This window comes from Pseudomonas sp. SMN5 (genome assembly GCF_052041925.1).
In the GTDB taxonomy this organism is placed as follows: Bacteria; Pseudomonadota; Gammaproteobacteria; order Pseudomonadales; family Pseudomonadaceae; genus Aquipseudomonas.
This window is the reverse complement of record NZ_JBKGGX010000075.1, coordinates 1-457: the sequence shown is the minus strand read 5'-3', so window position 1 is coordinate 457 and position 457 is coordinate 1. Positions and strand designations below refer to the sequence as shown.

Annotated in this window: 1 pseudogene; it reads left to right on the top strand. The window is 65.2% G+C overall.

What is annotated here, in order from left to right:
- Nucleotides 1-457 (top strand): annotated as a pseudogene (locus ACLEJR_RS27040) (RHS repeat-associated core domain-containing protein); the annotation flags it as partial.

Genomic DNA, 457 nt, shown 5'->3' with positions numbered 1-457 from the left:
CTTCCCCATCCCGACGGCGGCGAGACCCTGGTCTACACCGACGAACAAGGTCGCCCCATCGACATGGGCGCGATCCCCTTGGGCGGCGCGGTGTTCAGCGCCGGCGAGGGCCTTGCCGTGCGTCGGCACGTCAACGGCCAACTGCTGATCGAAAGCGACGACGGCCTGTACCGGTTGTTCGGGCCGACGCCGAATAACGCGGCCTTACTGCGCCTGGAACAGCTCGGCGACCGCAACGACAACCGCATTCACCTGAACTACGACGAGGCCGGGCGACTGGTGCGCCTGCGCGACACCTTCGATCTGGTGCAAGTGGAACTGATTCACGAGCGCGAGCGCGTCACCCGGATTGAACGTATTTACCCCGATCAACAGCGCGAAGTACTGGTCAGCTACGCCTACGACGCGGCCAACAACCTCACCGAGGTGCGCGACGCCACTGGCCAGGTGCAACGGC